Annotated in this window: 16 protein-coding genes; 11 read left to right on the top strand and 5 right to left on the bottom strand. The window is 57.4% G+C overall.

Going from position 1 to position 18,686, the window contains the following annotated elements; all coding sequences use genetic code 11:
• Positions 1-21 precede the first annotated feature (21 nt).
• From PhaeoP97_RS06085 to mdoH, 3 genes are read left to right on the top strand one after another with little or no spacing between them, the layout of a single operon-like run.
• Positions 22-1,293, top strand: coding sequence for an OpgC family protein (locus PhaeoP97_RS06085; RefSeq protein ID WP_072504317.1), 1,272 nt, complete (start codon positions 22-24; stop codon positions 1,291-1,293).
• Positions 1,290-2,813 carry an OpgD/OpgG family glucan biosynthesis protein gene (locus PhaeoP97_RS06080; protein WP_072504316.1) on the top strand — a complete coding sequence of 508 codons (1,524 nt, stop codon included), beginning with the start codon at positions 1,290-1,292 and terminating at the stop codon, positions 2,811-2,813. The genes PhaeoP97_RS06085 and PhaeoP97_RS06080 overlap by 4 nt, the downstream gene beginning before the upstream one ends.
• The gene (gene mdoH, locus PhaeoP97_RS06075) at positions 2,810-4,726 is read left to right on the top strand and encodes a glucans biosynthesis glucosyltransferase MdoH (protein ID WP_072504315.1); all 1,917 of its coding nucleotides are present in this window, start codon (positions 2,810-2,812) and stop codon (positions 4,724-4,726) included. Before PhaeoP97_RS06080 ends, mdoH begins: the two co-directional genes overlap by 4 nt.
• 94 nt (positions 4,727-4,820) lie before the next feature.
• On the opposite strand, the gene PhaeoP97_RS06070 is transcribed toward mdoH, so the two are convergent.
• Positions 4,821-5,675: a CE1 family esterase gene (locus tag PhaeoP97_RS06070; protein WP_072504314.1), complete on the bottom strand. Its 855-nt coding sequence runs from the start codon at positions 5,673-5,675 to the stop codon at positions 4,821-4,823.
• Positions 5,676-5,683: 8 nt separating this feature from the next.
• Positions 5,684-6,271 (bottom strand): rhodanese-like domain-containing protein, encoded by a 588-nt coding sequence (locus PhaeoP97_RS06065; protein WP_072504313.1) that lies wholly within the window; start codon positions 6,269-6,271, stop codon positions 5,684-5,686.
• 261 nt (positions 6,272-6,532) lie between these two features.
• Between PhaeoP97_RS06065 and PhaeoP97_RS06060 the strand changes: the two genes are divergently transcribed.
• The 7 genes from PhaeoP97_RS06060 (at position 6,533) to selD (ending at position 14,708) form a co-directional block, all read left to right on the top strand.
• Complete coding sequence (locus tag PhaeoP97_RS06060; protein WP_072504312.1) at positions 6,533-9,394, top strand: monovalent cation/H+ antiporter subunit A; 2,862 nt, start codon at positions 6,533-6,535, stop codon at positions 9,392-9,394.
• Between the two features lie 2 nt (positions 9,395-9,396).
• Positions 9,397-9,750 carry a Na+/H+ antiporter subunit C gene (locus PhaeoP97_RS06055; RefSeq protein WP_072504311.1) on the top strand — a complete coding sequence of 118 codons (354 nt, stop codon included), beginning with the start codon at positions 9,397-9,399 and terminating at the stop codon, positions 9,748-9,750.
• Positions 9,747-11,312: a monovalent cation/H+ antiporter subunit D gene (locus tag PhaeoP97_RS06050; protein ID WP_072504310.1), complete on the top strand. Its 1,566-nt coding sequence runs from the start codon at positions 9,747-9,749 to the stop codon at positions 11,310-11,312. Before PhaeoP97_RS06055 ends, PhaeoP97_RS06050 begins: the two co-directional genes overlap by 4 nt.
• Positions 11,309-11,806 (top strand): Na+/H+ antiporter subunit E, encoded by a 498-nt coding sequence (locus tag PhaeoP97_RS06045; protein ID WP_072504309.1) that lies wholly within the window; start codon positions 11,309-11,311, stop codon positions 11,804-11,806. The genes PhaeoP97_RS06050 and PhaeoP97_RS06045 overlap by 4 nt, the downstream gene beginning before the upstream one ends.
• A complete protein-coding gene (locus PhaeoP97_RS06040; protein ID WP_072504308.1) occupies positions 11,803-12,072 on the top strand; it encodes a K+/H+ antiporter subunit F in 270 nt (89 codons plus the stop codon). Before PhaeoP97_RS06045 ends, PhaeoP97_RS06040 begins: the two co-directional genes overlap by 4 nt.
• A gap of 9 nt (positions 12,073-12,081) precedes the next feature.
• Complete coding sequence (locus PhaeoP97_RS06035) at positions 12,082-12,462, top strand: Na+/H+ antiporter subunit G (RefSeq protein WP_072504307.1); 381 nt, start codon at positions 12,082-12,084, stop codon at positions 12,460-12,462.
• Between the two features lie 86 nt (positions 12,463-12,548).
• Positions 12,549-14,708 carry a selenide, water dikinase SelD gene (gene selD / locus PhaeoP97_RS06030; protein ID WP_072504306.1) on the top strand — a complete coding sequence of 720 codons (2,160 nt, stop codon included), beginning with the start codon at positions 12,549-12,551 and terminating at the stop codon, positions 14,706-14,708.
• A 45-nt stretch (positions 14,709-14,753) separates the two neighbouring features.
• Here selD and mnmH read toward each other — a convergent pair whose 3' ends face one another.
• A complete protein-coding gene (mnmH, locus tag PhaeoP97_RS06025; protein WP_072504305.1) occupies positions 14,754-15,806 on the bottom strand; it encodes a tRNA 2-selenouridine(34) synthase MnmH in 1,053 nt (350 codons plus the stop codon).
• Positions 15,807-15,970: 164 nt separating this feature from the next.
• Between mnmH and PhaeoP97_RS06020 the strand changes: the two genes are divergently transcribed.
• Entirely contained in the window at positions 15,971-16,465 is a 495-nt protein-coding gene (locus tag PhaeoP97_RS06020; RefSeq protein WP_072504304.1) for a MarR family winged helix-turn-helix transcriptional regulator, read from the top strand.
• Positions 16,466-16,549: 84 nt separating this feature from the next.
• Here PhaeoP97_RS06020 and PhaeoP97_RS06015 read toward each other — a convergent pair whose 3' ends face one another.
• On the bottom strand, positions 16,550-16,858 hold the full coding sequence (locus tag PhaeoP97_RS06015; protein WP_072504303.1) for a DnaJ family domain-containing protein: 309 nt from the start codon (positions 16,856-16,858) through the stop codon (positions 16,550-16,552).
• A gap of 100 nt (positions 16,859-16,958) precedes the next feature.
• Complete coding sequence (locus tag PhaeoP97_RS06010; RefSeq protein WP_072504302.1) at positions 16,959-18,536, bottom strand: bifunctional metallophosphatase/5'-nucleotidase; 1,578 nt, start codon at positions 18,534-18,536, stop codon at positions 16,959-16,961.
• Between the last annotated feature and the right edge of the window lie 150 nt (positions 18,537-18,686).

Here is an 18,686-nt window from a genome sequence, read left to right as displayed (position 1 = left end):
AAAGTAAGGACATAGGAACCGATGGCGACCATCTCGCCCTTTCCCGGCGCCCAAGGCGCCGAGACCACGCCAGTGGCCAACCGCCCCGTTGCACCGCAATCGGAGGCGTTGCCCCGGGCGCCGCGCGATCCGCGCCTCGATTTCTATCGCGGCATTGCGATGTTCATCATCCTTTGCGCCCATATCCCCGGCAATCGCTGGACCAGCTGGATCCCTGCGCGCTTTGGATTTTCCGACGCCACCGAAATCTTTGTGTTCTGTTCCGGCATGGCCTCAGCCATCGCCTTTGGCGGGACCTTTGCACGGCAAGGCTGGATAATGGGCAGCGCGCGAGTGCTGTTTCGCTGCTGGCAGGTATTCTGGGCACATATTGGTCTCTTTGTCTTTATCGCCACCTCAATGGCGGCGCTCGATCTCTATGGAGGCTTTGAAAAAAGCTATATCGCATCGCTGAACCTGCTCCCCCTCTTTGAGAACCCGGTGCCGCAGCTGGTAGGCTTGATGACACTCAGCTATGTACCAAACTACTTTGACATCCTGCCCATGTATCTGGTGGTGCTGGGATTGATGCCCCTCATGATGGGGTTGGAGCGGATCGGTTTCTGGGCTGTCGCTGCGGCGTCGATTGGAATTTGGCTCTTGGCGAACCCCTATATGGTCGGCCTTGGACCCAATGGTATATCCCTGTCGGCAGAGCCCTGGTCCAACCGGGAATGGTTCTTCAACCCCTTTGGCTGGCAACTGCTGTTCTTTACCGGCTTCGCCTTCATGAAAGGCTGGCTGCCTGCTCCGCCCGTCTCCCGCGTGCTGATCGTCTGTGCTGTAGCCTATCTGATCTTGCTGGCGCCGTTTGGCTCTTGGAAGGTATTTCTGTGGGTCAAGGCCTGGAACCCCGACTTGGCCCAGATCATTCGCCCGACATGGGCGCTGACATCCGAGTGGCGTGAAAAGACCGACTTTGGTCTTCTTCGCTATGGCCACTTCCTGTCGCTTGCCTATTTGGGCTGGGTCATTGCAGGTGCAGGCGGACACCGCCTGATCGCCTCAGGTCACTCTACTGCAGCGCGGATCTGGGCCGTGTTGCTGTCGCTGATCACCAAAGTCGGTCAGCAGTCGCTGGCAGTCTTTGTCTTTTCCATGGCGCTTGCCCGATTGCTGGGATTTGCCATGGACATCACGGATCGTTCGATCATGACAACCGCATTTTTTAACCTTGCAGGGTTTGGGCTGATCATTGGCTGCGCCTATATCGCCGCCTGGTTTAAATCACATCCATGGAAAACCAAGAGATGAGAAGATATTCGCGACGCATCTTTCTGGCGGCTGCGCTTGCCAGCACCGCTCCCCTTGCTCTGGGGGCGCTCAGCACGCCTGCGCGTGCGACGGGAGGTCCCGAATTCTCGCGCGATGTGGTCGTCACGCTGGCTCGAAATCTAGCCGCAGCGCCCTATGAACCCCGCGCCAGCGTCCCACAGGACTGGCAGGATCAAAGCTATGAGGAATACCAGACCCGGTGGTTCCGTAGCCACGATGCGCTTTGGTCAAAAACCCCACGCAGCTATAATGTCGACTTTTTCCTTCCCGGCCTCTACTTCCCCCGCCCGATAGTGATCAACACAGTTGAAAACGGCATCGCCCAGAAGGTCGCATTTGATATCAGCCTGTTCGACAAAACCGACAAGGCCCCTGAACTGAGTATTGATGAGAGCCTAGGATATTCCGGCTTTCGCCTGCGCACCGAATTGCAAGAGCCTGGCAAGAAAAACGAGTTCTGCGTCTTTCAGGGGGCAAGCTACTTCCGGGCCATCGGAGCGCTGAACACCTACGGGCTGTCAGCGCGCGGCCTCGCCGTCAACACTGCCGACCCAAAGGGAGAAGAGTTCCCCGAATTCACCGCCTTCTGGCTGGAAACCCCGGTTCCTGGACAGCGCAACATGGTCGTGCACGCGCTGATGGATTCCCCGTCGGTTACTGGGGCCTACCGGTTCGATATCCTGCCTGGTCAAGACACCGTGATGGACGTCGAGGCCACGATTTTCGCACGCGAGGAATTGGACAATATTGGTCTTGGACCGCTGACCTCAATGTTTCTGTTCGATCAGACCAATCGCCACCGGTTCGATGATTTCCGCCCAGCCGTACATGACAGCGACGGCCTGTTGGTAGTCAATGGCAATGGCGAAACCCTGTGGCGGCCTCTTGCCAACCCCACGACGCTACAGCTTTCTTCCTTTGTCGACGAGAACCCACGTGGCTTTGGCCTGATGCAGCGGCCCCGCCTGCTGTCAGACTATGAGGACCTGGAAGCCCATTACCACAAGCGCCCTTCTCTTTGGGTCGAGCCATTGGGCGACTGGGGCAAAGGCGCTGTCACTCTGGTCGAGATCCCGGCGGACAAAGAAATATACGACAATATCGTGGCCTATTGGCGTCCCCGCGAGCGCTATAACGCAGGTGCCGAGGTTACACTCTCCTACCGCCTGACCTGGGGATCTGATCCCGATCTTTCCGTACCGCAAGTTATCAACACCGCAGCTGGGGCCCGCATATTCGGTGATCCCGGTCGTATCATGACCATTGATTTCGCGCCGCATCCGCTGTTCGCCGATGGACCGGATGACATCAAGGCACATATCACCTCGCCTCATACCACTCCGACCGAAGGTGTGTTGCAGAATAACCCAGAGACAGGTGGCATGCGCCTTGCCTTTGCATTTGATCCCGGCGAGCGCGACCACGTCGAGCTGCGCGCCGAACTGCGCAAGGACGGTGAACCCGCGTCAGAGGTATGGCTATACAGGTGGACCAGATGAGAAAACTATCGCTGACCCCGCCGGAACAACCACTGGCAATGCCTGAGCAAGATTTCGGGGCACATTTCCACGACGCGGCCTGCCCCGGCACCAGCACCACGCAGACCGATAGCCCGACCGCGCAAGCAAGCGTCACAGTCACCAGACAGGTTGCGCTGTGGCGGGTGTTGGCGTTCTCACCAGCGATGGCGGCGACCGGCCTGTTGACCTGGGGCATGAAAGATTGGTTCGCGGCAGATGGTTTCTCAACGCTAGAAGTCGCATTGCTGGTACTGATTGCCTTCAACTTCTTCTGGATCTGTTTCTCTGTATCTACCGTTCTTTTGGGCCTATGGGGCCTGTCCCGCCGTCCGCAGGCGCTGCGCAAGGGACGTCCACAGCGCTTGAAGGTTGCGCTGCTGATGCCGGTCTTTAACGAGGTTCCATGGTATGTATTGGGCAATGCGCAATCAATGCTGGAGGAACTGCATGATCGCGGTGGCGTCCACGACTATGCCATGTTCATCCTGTCGGACACCCGCGACGACGCGATTGCCGCCCAGGAACGGGCCAGTGTCGAAGCGCTGCGCGCCATGCTCCCTACCGGGGCGCAGCTTTATTATCGCCGTCGCAACGACAACGAAGGCCGCAAGGTTGGTAATATCGCAGACTGGGTGCGGCGCTGGGGTGCAGGCTGGGATGCGATGCTGGTGCTGGACGCCGACAGCCTGATGACCGGTCGTGCAATTGCGCATCTGGCAGATGCGTTGGCGCGTGATTCAGGCGCTGGCCTTATCCAAAGCTATCCGCAACTGATCGGCGCGCAATCTGTGTTTGGCCGCATGCAGCAGTTTGCAAATGGTGTCTATGGGCTTGCACTCGCCGAAGGTCTGGCCCGCTGGGCGGGACACGAAGGCAACTACTGGGGCCATAACGCAATCATTCGCACCCGCGCCTTTGCAGCCTGCGCCGGCTTGCCACCGCTACGCTCAGTGTTTGGCGGTGAAAAGCTGATCATGAGCCATGATTTCGTTGAAGCCGGCCTTCTACGCCGCGCAGGTTGGGGCGTTCAGTTTCTGCCCCGGATACGTGGCTCCTACGAGGAAACCCCGCAAACACTGATTGATCATGTCTTGCGGGATCGCCGCTGGTGTCAGGGCAACCTTCAGCATCTGGGCTTACTGAATGCCAAAGGGTTTCGCGCCCTGTCACGCTTTCACCTGCTGCACGGGGCTATCGGCTATCTGATGGCGCCGGTATGGTTTGCGCTCTTGGTGATCTGGGCGCTGATCGGTCGTGGCGAGGAAGCCTCAGTCCTGACCTATTTCAGTGAAACCAACCCGATGATGCCATCATGGCCGGACATGTCAGAGCCACGCCACGTGTTGGTTATCCTGTTGATCTACGCCATGTTGTTGGCGCCCAAGCTGCTTGCCGTTGCGGCGCTGCCAATGACCGGCAGTCGTTTTTCCGAATACGGTGGCGCAGGTGCATTTGCACTGTCGTTGCTGACCGAAATCCTGCTGGCGATCCTTTATGCGCCGATCTTGATGGTCCAACAAATGATTGCGGTCATTCGTACCGCGCTAGGGCTGCAAAAAGGCTGGTCGCCACAGGCCCGTGATGGTGGGACCTACTCATGGCATACGTTGGCAACCTGTCATGCGCTCGAAACCATCAGCGGTATCGCCCTCTGGACCGGCATCTTGGCTGGCGTGGTGTCAATCTGGCTACTGCCGATTGCTGTTTCCCTAATCCTGGCCGTGCCACTTTCTGCTTTGTCCGGGATGCCATTGCAGCGCTTTACCAAAGCACTGCTTGCGACGCGTGAAGTCAACGCCGAACCGCGTATCACCCGTATCGCCCGCGCCCGCCGGCACAGTCTGCGAATGGTGTTGGAAACTGCGTCGGCGCGTCAGACACCCGCGGAGTAAATCGCCGAAAAATGAATGAAATTGTCAACTTTGGGTCAAACCCTTACCACTCAATCCTGAATTTTATTTACAAATGAAAATACTCTTTGTTGCATCATTGCGACAGAGGGCTGTTCTCAAACCAATTCACCACCCAGCTCGCCCAGTCATTGGGCACCCGATGCCCGGTTGGCACAAGGATCAATTCGATATCGGCCTCGGGCCCACACTCCCAACGCCGCCGCAGGTGATCCCCTTGTTTCCAGCTGCGGCTAGGGGCGTGGGTGGTACAGCCATTCGTGTCACGCCAAAGATCCAGCCCAGCAAAGATATCGCCCTGCTGGTATTGTCGATTGCCGAGGTAACGCCCTTCTAGCGGGACCACATCATCCGCCCAACCATGGGTGTGTAGCAATCGGACCGGGCCAGCACAGCCATCGGGTTGCGGGCGCCAAAAGCTGCCTGAGACGGGTGCATAGGCCGCAAACTGCTCAGGATGGGCGCAGGCCAGATAGCTCACCATAAATCCGCCAGCGGAAAATCCTGAAAGTACAACGCTTTGCCGGTCTATATTAAAGTTAATTTCGGCATCTTGAAGAACAGCTTCGAGGAAAAGGGATTCATCCCGTCCGCCAAAGTCCGGTAAGAAGGCCCAAGACCGGGGGCCGCCAGGCCGCCGTGGCAATGCTGTCGGCGCAATCACCGCATACCCGCGTTTTGTCAGCCCATTCACCATCGCGGCATTGCGCAATGCCGCCTTGCCCGACCCACCATAACCGTGCAGAAAGACCACCGCTGGTACGCCCGCCGTTGCCCCATCTTTGGGTAGAACGATATGATATTCCCCCTCCGCAACAGTGCAAGCATCCGCAGCTGGGCCGCAACCGGCATCAGCCGCAGACCCCATGGCTAGCGTCGTAAGCGCCACGCTAATCCCTGCACACCAGTTTCTGATGACTGTCGAACACATTGGCGTGCTCATCCCTGTTCGCTCCAACGTGCGACTGGTAAATTACTGCGCAGCCATCCCACTCCTGCAGCTGATCCAAGCATACCCTCGGGCACATCACTGACATTGGTGTATCCGGCCGCATCCAGTGCCAATGTCACCCGGGCTGAGCGCACCCCTCGGGCGCAAATCAGCGCAATTGCAGCTGTGCGCTCACCGCCAGTGACGTCGTCCAACGCAGTCAAAAAATCGTCACGGCGCATATCAATCTGATGACTGCCCACCGGTACACCAGTGGCGCGCCACTCACGGGGAGTGCGGATATCGATCAGAAACAGATCTTGCGCCTTTGCATTGGCGAAGGCTTCGGCCACGGTCAGTCTGGGATGATCATGGGCAGGCGGCTGCCGTCGCCACCAGAGATACCCTACCCCACCAGCCAAAGTCAGAGAGCTGAAAACCGCACCGGCGCGCAGAAACCCACGACGCGAGATCTGCGCGGGTTCACCATCTTCAGCAATCGACGTGGCGATATCGCCCTGCGTCCGAGCACCAGCTATGGCAGCGTCGGGCTGACGATCCGAATTAGGTGACAAATTCGATTGAGATTGCGACATCTGGCCTCTCCCCGCACTGTAGTCACCATCCTATATGTGCCAAGACCTAGCAGGTTACCGCCACATATTCAGCATGAGACATCCCGCATGGTGATCAAGTTCTTGTCAACCTGACACCATGTCGCCCTGATCCCGGTTGGGGCAAAAACTAACCCGGTCGCCGCTTTTGCAGGGTTTGCAGGCGCGGTCGGGGCTGGCACAGTTGCGAAAAATTGCTTAGGCAGCAAACGATCTGGCCTTGTGCATGGAGGAGAACCGCACGTGTCCCTGTTCTTAATTGCAGCCCTGCCCTTTCTGGGTGCGGTGTTTCCCGCACTATTGATCCGTGCTGGGCGCAATGCCTCGGCCTCGGCGGCGGGCCTGACCACTTTGCTCGCATTTGTCGGCCTCATGTTGCACGCACCGGCAGTGATGCGAGGAGAAGTTATACAGGCCCAATTCGACTGGCTGCCCAGTTTGGGGCTGAATGCCAACTTCTTTCTGGATGGGCTTGGGTTTCTCTTTGCCAGTTTGATCTTGGGCATTGGTCTTTTGATCATTCTCTATGCGCGGTTCTACCTGTCGCGCGAAGATCCGATGGGCAATTTCTACACCTATCTTCTGCTGTTTCAGGGCGCGATGGTGGGGATTGTCACATCTGACAATATCCTGCTTTTGCTGATTTTCTGGGAGCTGACGTCGCTCAGTTCTTTCCTATTGATCGGCTATTGGAAACATCTGCCGGAAGGTCGACAAGGCGCGCGTATGGCGTTGACTGTGACTGGTGCGGGTGGTCTGGCTATGATCGCGGGCATGCTGATCCTTGGCAATATTGTCGGCTCTTATGATTTGACGGTGATCCTGGGTTCGAAAGAGATCATTCAGGATTCGCCACTTTATCTGCCTGCGCTTGTTCTGATCCTAATCGGTGCCTTTACCAAATCGGCGCAGTTTCCGTTTCATTTCTGGCTGCCGCATGCAATGGCGGCACCAACCCCCGTTTCAGCCTATCTTCATTCGGCCACCATGGTTAAGGCAGGCCTGTTCCTGATGGCCCGGATGTGGCCGGTTTTGGCTGGTACGCCTGAGTGGTTCTATATCGTCGCCACCACCGGACTTATCACGATGGTGCTAGGGGCAGTCATTGCACTATTCAAGGATGATCTGAAGGCGCTGCTGGCATTCTCTACCGTCAGCCATCTCGGTCTGATTACCATGCTTCTTGGGTTTGGGACCAAGTTTGCGGCGGTGGCGGCAGTATTTCATATCATCAACCACGCCACCTTTAAGGCAGCGCTGTTTATGAGTGCAGGCATCATTGATCACGAAGCCCACACCCGCGATATCAAGCGGTTGGGCGGGTTGCGTCACCTTATGCCAATCACCTTTGCCATTGCGACGGTGGCGGCATTGTCGATGGCCGGTATCCCGCCCTTCAATGGGTTTCTCTCCAAGGAAATGATGCTGGAAGAAACGGTACATACGGTCTGGGGCAGTTCACACTATATCGTGCCCGGTCTCGCGCTGCTGGGCGCACTGTTCTCCGCTGCATATTCCTTCCGCTTCATTGTGCATGTTTTTCTGGGCCCGAAGCGGGATAATTATCCCGCAACACCACATGATCCGGGCGCAGGCATGTGGCTCGCACCGGCTTTCCTCGTTGGACTTGTGGTGTTAATTGGCCTGTTCTCCGCCAAGATCGTCGGACCTCTGGTTGCGACGGCCTCTTCTGCGGTGATTGGTGGCGAAAAGCTGCCCTACTATTCGCTGAAACTATGGCACGGGTTCACGCCTGCGCTTTATATGTCGCTGGTCGCCGTTGTCGGCGGTGCCATTCTGCTAATGCTGCACAGGCCTTTGACGCGCATGTGGAATGCAACCCCGCGCCCGGAGGCAAAGACCATCTTTGACGCGATCATTGCGACGCTCACTGCACTGGCGCGTAACGTTACCGATGCGATGCACAATGGATCCATGCAACGCTACGCTGCAATCATGATCACCTTTACCGCAGCGCTGTCGTATTACGCCTACCAGTCCGGCACGATGGCAGCTCCGACGCGCAGTGTGCAGGACGTCGGTCTGATCCCGATCATCGGCTGGGCTAGTCTGCTGATCGCCACTGGTTTCCTGGTCGCAATGCACCGCAACCGATTGCTCGCGCTGGTGCTGATCGGGGTTGTTGGCCTCGTGGTTTCCATGGGATTTAACTACATGTCCGCGCCGGATCTCGCCCTGACGCAGATTTCGGTTGAGGTTGTGACCATCATCCTGATGCTGTTGGCGCTGAACTTCATGCCGAAGGAGACACCCATCGAAAGCTCCGCAGGTGCGCGGTTTCGCGACATCTCCATCGCGAGCGTTGCAGGCCTTGGTGTGAGCGGCTTAATTTATGCGCTAATGACGCGTGATTTTATTGGCGAGACGATTTCCGGCTTTCACCTTGAGAACTCTTACAAGGGCGGCGGCGGTACCAATGTGGTCAATGTGATCCTGGTGGATTTCCGGGGCTTTGATACCTTTGGTGAGATCATCGTTCTGGGCATTGCCGCACTGGTTATCTTTGCCTTGACCGAGGCCATTCTGGGCACCCGTGTGCGCGCCTATCTGCTCAACCGGAAACCGGATCTGCCGCAGGCGGGCGACTCTCATCCAATGATGATGGTTGTTGCCACCCGCGTGATGATGCCGCTGGCTCTGATGGTTGCGGCCTATATCTTTTTCCGCGGTCACAACCTGCCAGGTGGGGGCTTTATCGCCGGGCTGATCGCCGCAATCGCTGTCATCATGCAGTATATGGCGTCGGGTTTTGCCTGGGCGACCGAGCGGCAGCGCTATCCCTATCATGGCATCATCGGATCCGGTGTTCTGATTGCCGCCGCAACCGGGATGGGGTCGTGGTTCAGTGGCCAGCCCTTCTTGACCAGTGCCTTTGGCTACGTCCATTGGGCACCGCTGGAGGAGTTCGAGTGGGCCACCGCAGCACTGTTTGACCTCGGCGTGTTCCTTGCTGTTGTTGGCGCCGTGCTGCTGGCGCTGGAGAGCCTGTCGCGCTTTGCTTGGCAACCCGGAACGGACAGCAGCCATGCCATGGATATCAACCCGGCCCGCGATGACGTGGCCAAGACCGAGAACGAGGGCTGAATATGGAACTTCTAGTCGCCTCGGCCGTGGGCATTCTGACGACGGCCGGCATCTACCTGATCCTGCGGCGTCGCAGTTTTCCGGTCATCCTAGGTCTGTCGCTACTGTCCTATGCCGTAAACGTGTTCCTGTTTGCCACCGGACGGTTGATGACGAATGCGCCCGCAATTCTCAATAAATACGAAGAGGTTCCTTATACCGACCCGCTGCCGCAGGCATTGGTTCTGACCGCCATCGTGATCTCCTTTGGTATGACAGCGGTGGTGGTGATGATAGCGCTTGGGGCCTATCTGTCGTCGCAGGATGACCGGATCAACCTCAGCGATGACGATGCCAAAGCGGGAGATGACGCATGAACCACCTCGTGATTGCGCCGATTGTCCTGCCAGCAATCGTTGCGCCCTTTATCATCATGGTGCTGCGCTACCATCTGGACCTGCAACGTATCTTCTCGGTCGCCAGCAGCGTGTTGGTGATGTGCCTGACGCTGGCGCTGGCAGCACAAGCGGCTGACGGTACTGTGCAGGTCTATGAGTTGGGTGACTGGCCTGCGCCCTTTGGCATTGTGCTGGTGCTGGATCGTCTATCAGCAATGATGATCGTTCTTACCTCGGTGCTGGCACTGGCTGTCGTGCTATATGCGATCGGTACCGGCTGGGATTCGCGCGGGGCAAATTTCCATGCGTTATTTCAATTTCAGATCATGGGCATTCTGGGCGCATTTATGACCGGCGATGCCTTCAACCTGTTTGTGTTCTTTGAGGTGCTGTTGATCGCCTCCTATGGGTTGATGATCCACGCAGGCGGGGCCAGACGGTTTCAGGCGGGTGTTCAATACGTTGTCTACAACCTCTTGGGCTCAACACTGTTCCTGTTTGCGCTTGGCACGCTTTATGCAGTCACGGGCACGCTAAACATGGCAGACCTCGCCGTGCGTGTGGCCGAAATGTCGGCAGATGAAACCGCCCTATTGCGGGTTGGCGCGGTGATGTTGCTGTTGGTTTTTGCTATCAAGGCCGCTGTCCTGCCATTGCATTTTTGGCTGCCTGCGTCCTACAGTCTGGCCCCGCTGCCAGTCGCCGCACTGTTTGCGATCATGACCAAGGTTGGCGCCTATTCCATCTTGCGCATCTATACGCTGGTCTTTGGACCAGATGTCGCTGCCACTGCTGGTTTAGTTAGTGATTGGCTGTTGCCCGCTGCGTTGCTGACGTTGGCGGTTGGCGCGATAGGGGTCCTCGGATCGCGCGAAATCGGACGGTTGGTCGCCTTTGCGGCTATCACATCCATGGGAACGTTGCTGATCTCCATTGCGCTGTTCACCCCAGCCGCCGCCGGTGCCGCGCTCTACTACATCGTGCATTCGACACTGGCGACAGCTTTGATGTTCCTGATTGCCGATCAGGTGATGGAACGTCAGGGTGGGGCCGTTGCGGCAATGCGGTTGATGCCGCAAAGCGGATTGCTATCAGTGATGTTCTTCGTCGCAGCCATTGCGCTGGCGGGTATGCCACCGCTTTCTGGCTTTGTCGGTAAGCTGCTGGTGATGGATGCGGCCCGCGACCACGATCTGGTCTGGTGGATCTGGGCAGTCATTCTGATTGGTTCGCTGGTGACGATCATCGGTCTGGCCCGTGCCGGTACGATGATCTTCTGGAAAAGCCATGGTTTGGCTGACTCAGCCGAAACATCGCCCGACGTCGGCACTGATCCAGAGCCCCTGCTGGACGGCGATGCCACTGCTGCCCCGGCAGCAAAGCAAGTTCTGCCACTGGTCGTCTGTTTTGGTCTCATCTCGGCGCTGGTGTTCCTGACCATTTTTTCAGGGCCAATGACCCGCTACGCGGACGCAACGGCGGCTCAGTTGTTCACACCAACTGCCTATCTTGAAGCGGTCCTAGGGGGGGGCACAAAATGAACCTGATGCGCCGCATACTGCCACACCCGATCCTGACACTGGTTCTGACCCTGACATGGCTGTTGCTGGTCAATGGCTGGTCGCTGAACTCACTGGTCTTTGGTTTCATGTTGGGGGTGCTGATCCCCTTTCTGACGCAGCCCTATTGGCCACAGCAGTTGAAGATGAAGGAGCCGGTCAAGATCATCGGCTACATCCTTGTGGTGCTATACGATATCGTCGTGGCCAATCTGGTCGTTGCCAAGATCGTGCTGTTTAAGTCCAACGCCAGCCGCCACCCGAATTGGGTGACCATTCCCCTGGACCTGCGCACCCCTGAGGCAATCACGGTTCTGGCCGCAACCATCACCATGACACCCGGCACCGTGTCGGCGGACCTCTCAGCCGAGGGCCATGCGCTGCTGGTTCATTGCCTGGACGCCCCTGACCCAGAGGCCGTACGCGACGAGATCAAAGATCGCTATGAACGCCGCCTGAAGGAGATTTTCGAATGATCGAAACAGCTGCAATCTTTGCGTTTCTCTGCTTTGCGCTGTCGCTTGTGATGAACCTTTGGAAAGTGGTCGCCGCCGACGATGTCGCAGACCGCATCCTGGCGCTGGATACTATGTTCATCAACGCCATCGCGTTGATGGTGCTCTATGGTTTAGCACTGGGAACCGAGATTTTCTTTGAGGCCGCGATGATCATTGCCATGCTTGGCTTTGTCTCCACTGTGGCCTACGCGCGGTTCATCCTGCGCGGCAACATCATCGAGTGAGGGCAGACAATGGACATGTTCTTTGACATCATCATTGCCGGGTTTCTTGTGATCGGGGGCATCTTCGGCATCGTTGGGTCCTTTGGACTGCTAAAGCTGAACGACCGCATGTCGCGGCTTCATGCCCCGACCAAAGCAACAACGCTGGGCGTGGGCGGTGTGCTCCTTGCCTCTATGACCCATGCAGCAGTGTATGAGCATCACCTGTCAGTGCACGAACTGATGATCACGCTATTTCTGTTTCTAACGGCACCGATCACAGCAAATTTCATTGCCAAGGTGCATATCCACCGGCATGACACCCCAGAGAGCCTGCCGGATGCAGGCCAAGATAAGGTCTGGGCAACGCACAAAAAACCCGAAAACGAAGTGATCGGCCCCGAGGTCTGATCCGCACCCCCCCCTTGGAGGGGATCTCTCATCCGGGACATACTGTATTCGGGTGGGTCTCTTTTCGCCCTGCAATGAGAACCGCCATGCACACCGCCCCCCTGCCCCTGACCAAAGACGTGGTGTTGATCGGTGGCGGACATACCCATGCACTGGTGTTGCGCGAATGGGGAATGCGGCCCTTGGCGGGCGCCAGATTGACCGTCATCAACCCAGGCCCCACCGCACCCTATTCTGGCATGCTACCGGGATTTGTGGCAGGCCACTATGACCGGAACGCGCTGGATATTGATCTCGTGAAACTTGCGCGTTTTGCAGGCGCGCGGGTGATTCTGGGATCTGCTGAACATATTGATACCGACGCTCGTGAAATCCACGTCGCTGGTCGCCCGCCGATTGCCTACGACGTCGCCGCGATCAATGTGGGCATCACCTCTGCCATGCCAGATATCACAGGCTTTGCCGATCATGCGATCCCGGCCAAACCTCTTGGCCGCTTTGCCGCCAGCTGGCACGCCTTTCGCAAGGCTGATGGCCCGGCGCATATTGCTGTGATGGGCGGCGGCGTTGCCGGGGTCGAATTGATCCTCGCCATGACACATGCCCTGCGCACCCGCGGCAGGCTGACCCAAGCGACCTTGATTGATCGCAGTGAGATTCTCGCCGACACGGGCAACAAGGCACGCAGATGTCTGCGAGCCGCCCTTACCAACCTTGGTGTCACGATCATCGAACATGCCAGCATCAGCCAGATCGAGGCTGAACGTATTGTTCTATCCGATGGGCGCGCGATCCGATCAGATTTCACCACTGGGGCGGCAGGTGCCCGCCCTTACTCTTGGCTTGCGCATAGCGGGCTGGATCTTCACATGGGGTTCCTAAGCGTCGATGAGTATTTGCAAACCAATGAGGTAGACGTCTTTGCCAGTGGCGATTGTGCTCATTTCGATGCCGCGCCGCGCCCCAAGGCCGGGGTCTACGCCGTTCGTCAGGCACCGATCCTGTTTCACAATCTTCGGGCCCGTCTGACGCGTGCCCCCTTGCGTCGCTACCACCCCCAAAAAGACTACCTCAAATTGATCTCCATGGGCGATAAAACAGCTGTTGGTGAACGCTTTGGCCAGACGTTTTCCGGCGCATGGGTTTGGCGCTGGAAGGACCGTATAGACCAAGGTTTTATGGCGCAGTTTCGTAATTTTCCGCAGATGGACACCCCTGCCCTGCCGCCGGAACATACTTATGATCTGCCCGAGAGTCTGGGTGACAAGCCGATGTGTGGCGGTTGCGGTGCAAAGGTTGGCGCCCGCGCGCTGAAAGCCACACTTTTGGCCCAGCCTGCCATTCAGCGTGGTGACGTGACTGCACTACCCGGCGATGACGCAGCGCTGCTGATCACCGGTGGGCAAAGACAGGTCATCAGCACCGACCATTTGCGTGCCTTTACCGCTGACCCTGTTATTATGGCGCGGATCGCAGCCGTTCATGCGCTTGGCGATATCTGGGCGATGGGGGCCCGCCCTCAGGCGGCAACAGCCAATCTGATTGTACCGAAGTTATCGCCAGCCCTTCAGGCACGCACGCTGCGCGAAATCATGGTTGCAGCGGGGGGGACCATCCGCGGTGCTGGCGCCGAGGTTGTTGGCGGCCATACATCTGCCGGAGATGAGCTGACTATCGGTTTTACGGTCACTGGGCTATGCAATCAGCCGCCGATCACGCTGGCTGGTGCGCAGCCCGGCGATGCGCTGATCCTGACCAAGCCCCTTGGTACCGGCGTGATCATGGCCGCTGAAATGGCTGGTCAGGCTGATGGCGCCTGGGTTGCAACAGCTTTGGCAGGGATGTGCCAGTCACAGAGCAACACCGCAGAGTTACTGCGCGGGGCAAATGCGATGACAGATGTTACCGGATTTGGTCTGCTTGGCCATCTGCTGGGTATCTGCGTGGCCTCAAACCTCGGCGCGGATCTCACCCTTGAGGCGATACCGCTTCTGCCCGGGGCGGCGACGCTCACTTCGCGCGGTGTCCGGTCCTCACTCTTTGACGAAAATGCGGCCATGCTGCCAGAAATTGCAACGGGCGGGTTGCAAGATCTTCTGTTTGACCCGCAGACCGCAGGTGGGCTGTTGGCAGCATTGCCTGCGGGTCAGGCAAAGGCATTGTTGCCAAAGCTGCAAGAGCACGCGCACGACGCAGCGATCATTGGCCGTATGGTCACATCGGCTGGCACAATTACCCTCAGCTAACGTGCCCGCCTGTTGCGCACGCCGCGGCTGTACCACTTTCCGGCGTTAGAGCTGATTGAGTTCCTGCAGAATCTCTGCCGCCAGCCTGTCCAGTTCGCCCTCCCCCAGATCATCCGCCCTAAGGGTACGAACCACCTCTGCCCCGATGGCACGGCGTGCTGTTTCATAGGCGGGATCATAATGTTGCTGGATCAATGCCGCTGTTAGGCCCGGCTTGTCACCATCGGCAATCAACTGCAACCAGCCATCGACAACCGCGTTGGAGCGATGGGCACGCAGACCGTCCAAACGATCCCGCAGCATATCAGAATTTGAGAGGATATCGTCATAGCCGGCGACCAGATATTGGCAGCGCGCCGCCACTGGTGCCTCTATATTGATGCGGGGGGCCTGTTTCATCCCGGCCCAGAGCCGCGGTGGAATGATCCGGGCACCGATCTTACTGGATTCTGCTTCGACCAGCACAGCGCGGTCTGCATTCATCCGGGCCAGTTGACCCGCGATTTCCGATTCAAATGCTTTTTGGCTGGGCTGCGGTGTGGAGAAATCCCCCAGAAGCGATCCACGATGATGCGCTACCTCTTCAAGATCAAGAACCTGTCCGCCCAGACTTGCGACACGTTTAAGGATCTCGGTCTTGGCGGTACCGGTATAGCCATCCAGCGCCACAAAGCGATGCGGCAGTGTTGCCTTGTAGAGGTAGTCATTCACCAGACGTCGGTAACTTTGATAACCGCCCTCAACCACATCGGCGCGCCAGCCGATCTGTTGCAGCAGCCATGTAAAGCTGCCCGAGCGCTGACCACCCCGCCAGCAATAGACCAGTGGCCGCCAGGAACCGGGATGGTGGCTCAGCCTTTGCTCGACATGATCAGCGGCATTATGAAACACTTTGGCCGCGCCAACCTTGCGCGCCAGAAACGGGCTCTCTTGCACATATATCGTGCCGACTTCCGCGCGTTCTTCGTTGTCCAGAACGGGCAGGTTGACCGCACCCGGCCAGTGATCTTCGGCGAATTCGGCGGGACTTCGCACATCAATGACGCAATCGTAGTCCTGATCAAGGATTTCGGATAACGATGTAAAATGAATGGCCATAGCCGCTGATCTATAGCGCTGCCGCCATAAGGAAAAGTCGCATTCCATTTGAACCATAAACAATTTACTATAGTTCGAAGATTCGTTTGATTTTCTATCCATTACTTATCGCACCCGCAGCTGCTGGGTGTGAAGGATATGGCTTATTCAACGGGAGGCTGGTCATGACGGATTCACAAGTTGATACCTTGCAGTTCCCCGGCCATCTGATCAGACGGTTGCACCAGATATCGGTAGCGCTGTTTGCCGATCATATGGCCCGAAATGCTATTGATCTGACCCCGGTACAGTTTGCGGCCATCGAGGCAGTGGCACATCAGCCTGGCGTTGATCAGGCCACTATCGCAGCCCGCATTGCCTATGATCGCGCGACCCTTGGAAAGGTGATCGATAGGTTGGAGTCAAAGGCTCTGATCCGACGCAGCGTGTCTCCGACTGACCGTCGCGCACGCGTTGTCACCCTGACCGACGAGGGCCATGCGCTGTTAATAGAAGCCCTGCCAATCGTACAAGCGCTACAAGCCGAAATTCTAACCGGGTTGACGCCTGCGGAACAGGCACAGATGACCAGCCTGTTGACGAAGGTCACCCAATTAAGCGGCGGACTGCGCCGGGCCCCTCATCGTGCGCCAACCGTACCGCAACGGACTGACGGATAGCTGAGACAGTGACAGTGCTTTGAGCAAAGTTACAGACTACAAACGTCATCGTTTATGCATCTCCCTCTCTGCTCTGGAAAATACCTATTTCACAAAGGCTTTGCGCGCTATGTCGATGCGCGCTTCCAGCAACGACATTTCTTGAAGAATTTCACGTCGACGTGTGCGATCACCAGTTCCCTGTAAGTCGTCTCGTAGGCTTGCCAATGTGCGGGACAGGCTGACAAATTCCGGCACTGCCCCGTTTTCCTGTATCAACCTGTTGATCAACGCGTTTTCCGGGTCATCCATCTTTGGCAACGGCTTGCCCGCTCCTGCCAGATTATCAAAAGCGCCATCGGCCTCCGCTGTTTCGATACGAGCATTGATAAGGTCAATCAGGGGGTGATCCATAGCGATATTATGCCCTAACGAATTAGAAAAACAAAGACCGCGCCGAAGATGCGGCGCGGTCCAGTCTAGGTTGTTGAGGCAGCGTAATGGCTGCGCCTGTTCACTTCTGGCTGATGCGACCGTCGGTGTAGGGTTTATAGGGGGAGTTCTCGATCAGATACTCTGCCATTACATCAGCCAGATCCGGGCCAAAGTCATAGGCGTTCTTGTCATCGCCTGCAAAAACCTTGTAGCCATCGCCGCCGTTGCGGACGTAGTTGTTGGTAACAACCACATAGGTCTTGACCGGGTCAATCGGTGCGAAGCCACCACTTTCGCCAACCATGACATCTTGGATACGGCCCTCATTAGGGGCAACCGACGGATCCCAGGTGAACTTCAGACCCGCGACCTGCGGGAAACGACCCTTAATCTCTTCGACCTGACTCACTCCGTTTTCAAGGGCCGCAATGACCTGTTCGCCAGTGATTTCAAAGGTCGAGAGCGTGTTCTGGAACGGTAGTACCGTCAGAACTTCTCCCATGGTGACTTCACCCGGCTCCAAGCTCGCACGGATGCCGCCGGAATTGGCGATGGCGATGCTGACGCCTTGGTCCTTTACACGGTCGAGCATTGCATCGGCCACCAGGTTGCCCATTTGGCATTCCTGCACGCGGCAATTGTTGCGGTCGCCATCGACGGCTTCGGCGCTTTCAGCGACGACTTTATTGCGGATCTCGTCCAAGGGCTGTGCAAGTTCTGCGATCCGCGCAACGGTACCCTCATCTTCGGCAACGCTACCATCCATCACCAGCGGCTCACCCACCGCCTCAATGACATTCCCGGCATCGTCAAAGATCATGTTCAGCTCACCCAGGAACTTGCCGTAGGCATAGGCCTGAACGATGGCCACATCATTGATCATGGTCGGATACGGGCCTGCGGCTTTTTCTGAGGTGTTGGAGAGATAGGTGTTGCTGTGCCCGCCGACAATCACGTCCACCCCGGTGGTGCCGGCCGCAACCCGCTGGTCCACCGCATAGCCAGAATGGCTGAGCACGATGATCTTGTTCACGCCCTCTGCGGTCAACCTGTCGACCTCGACTTGGACCGCATCCACGGGATTGGTAAAGGTGATGTTCTTGCCTGGGCTTGCCAAATCAGGTGTGTCCTCGGGCGTCAGACCAATCAGACCAATCTTCTCGCCGCCGCGTTCGATCACGGTGGATTTGCGCAGCACGTCCGCAAGCGCAGGTTCGCCACTGACGTCGGCGTTGGACATCAACACAGGGAACTGCACCGAATCCATAAAGCCGCGCAGCACCTCGGGACCGTCATCAAACTCGTGGTTGCCGACGGTCATGCCGTCATAGCCCAGCTTGTTCATCATCTCGGCGGCAACTTTGCCCTTGTAGTATGTGTAGTATAGCGAGCCCTGAAACTGATCGCCGCCATCCACAAGAATGCTGTTGTTGCTGCGCGCACGCGCGTCCGCAAGCGCCGTTACCAGACGCGCGGATCCACCAAAGCACTTGCCCTCAGCATTGTCGCCGTCACGGCAACCACTGTCATACTTGCTGATCGGCTCAAACCGCGAGTGGAAGTCATTGGTGTGCAAAATTGTCAGCTTGTAATCTGCTGCCGCTACGCCAGCGGTCAGGCCAAGCGCTGCAACAGACGTCAGAAAACGCGTCATCATGGAATGATACTCCCCTTGTTTTTCTATTGGACGAATGGTGCGAGGAAATCTCCGCACAGTCAAAGGGGAAAAAATCACCTCCGTACTGCCCTTGCGTCAAACATGGTTACATTCAGCCTTGATTCACCCCGACGCGCAGGGCATCACCGC

The sequence above is a fragment of the Phaeobacter porticola genome (genome assembly GCF_001888185.1).
In the GTDB taxonomy this organism is placed as follows: Bacteria; Pseudomonadota; Alphaproteobacteria; order Rhodobacterales; family Rhodobacteraceae; genus Phaeobacter; species Phaeobacter porticola.
This window is presented reverse-complemented; position numbering and strand designations above follow the sequence as displayed.